Origin of the sequence: Nonomuraea sp. NPDC048916 (genome assembly GCF_040649575.1) — a bacterium.
Taxonomy (GTDB): domain Bacteria; phylum Actinomycetota; class Actinomycetes; order Streptosporangiales; family Streptosporangiaceae; genus Nonomuraea.
In genome coordinates, this window is the sequence record NZ_JBEZFS010000120.1 from 1 (window position 1) to 1,275 (window position 1,275).

1 protein-coding gene is annotated in these 1,275 nt (G+C 70.9%); it reads left to right on the forward strand.

The window, feature by feature from the left end:
• Positions 1-1,275 (forward strand): polyketide synthase dehydratase domain-containing protein (locus AB0C16_RS40015; protein ID WP_357691365.1); only part of this gene is annotated, 1,275 nt, incomplete at both ends.

Consider the following 1,275-nt stretch of genomic DNA (forward strand, 5'->3'; position numbering starts at 1 on the left):
CCCGAACCCACCACCCTGCTCACCGGCATCGCCCGAGCCTTCACCAGAGGCACCCACCTCCCCTGGGACCGCATCTACGGACCCCCCACCACCACACCCATCAACCTGCCCACCTACCCCTTCCAACGCACCCGCCACTGGCTGGACAAGGCACCCGCTGACCTGACCTCCGCCGGGCTGGAAGGCAGCGACCACCCTCTCGTCGGCGCCACCGTCGAAACCGCCGACGACGGCCGTCTCCTGCTTACGGCCAAGCTCTCCCTGAACTCCCATCCCTGGCTCGCCGACCATGCCATCGGCGACACCACGCTCATCCCGGCGGCGGCGCTCCTGGAGCTGGCCCTTCACGCAGCCGGCCGGGCCGGTTGCGACGAGGTGGAGCAGCTGATCCTGGATGAGCCGCTGGCGCTTCCAGGCTCCGAGTCCATCCACGTCCAGGTCAGCGTGCAGGAGCGGGACGAAGCCGGACGGTGTGCGTTCACCGTGCACGCACGACCGGCCGACGGTGACTCCTGGACACGACACGCCAGCGGAACGTTCGCCTGGGCCGGCCGTACCGCCGAGCCGATGACGGGTGAGTGGCCGCCCGGCGACGCGGAGGAGGTCGACCTCGACGGCTTCTACGAGCGACTCACCGATCTCGGCTACCGGTACGGCCCGCGTTTCCGTGGACTTCGCGCGGCGTGGCGGCACGGGGATGCGCTCCTGGCCGAAGTGGTCCTCCCCGAGGGGCTGGACGGCCGCGGTTTCGGCGTGCACCCGGCTCTCATGGACGCGGCGCTGCACGCGCTGCTCCTGGACGCCGATCCGGAGCGGATCCGGCTGCCGTTCGCGTTGTCAGAGGTGTCGGTGCACGCGTCCGGTTCCTCGGCCGGGCGCGTCGTCATCAGGCCGGTGGGCGACGAGGAGTTCACGCTGACCGTCACCGACGTGACCGGCGCGCCCGTGCTGTCGGTCGGATCCATCACGCTCAGGCAGGTCCCCGCCGAGCGGCTGGGAATCAAGACTGATCATTTCTACGAGGTCCAGTGGCGGCCAGTGCCTGTCTCGGCTACGGAAACGGTGGAGCGGTGGGTCGTCCTGGGCGACTCTGGGGCGTGGCTGACCGGCCACGAGCTGGCAACGGTCCCGGACCTGGCGGCGCTCCGGCGTGCGGTGGCATCGGGCGCCGCGGTGCCGGACGAGGTCGTGGTGGCCTTCCCCGGTGATCCTGTCGCATCAGGAGAGGTGCCCGGGCGGGCCCATGACACCGTCGCGCGCGGGCTGGCGCTGCTT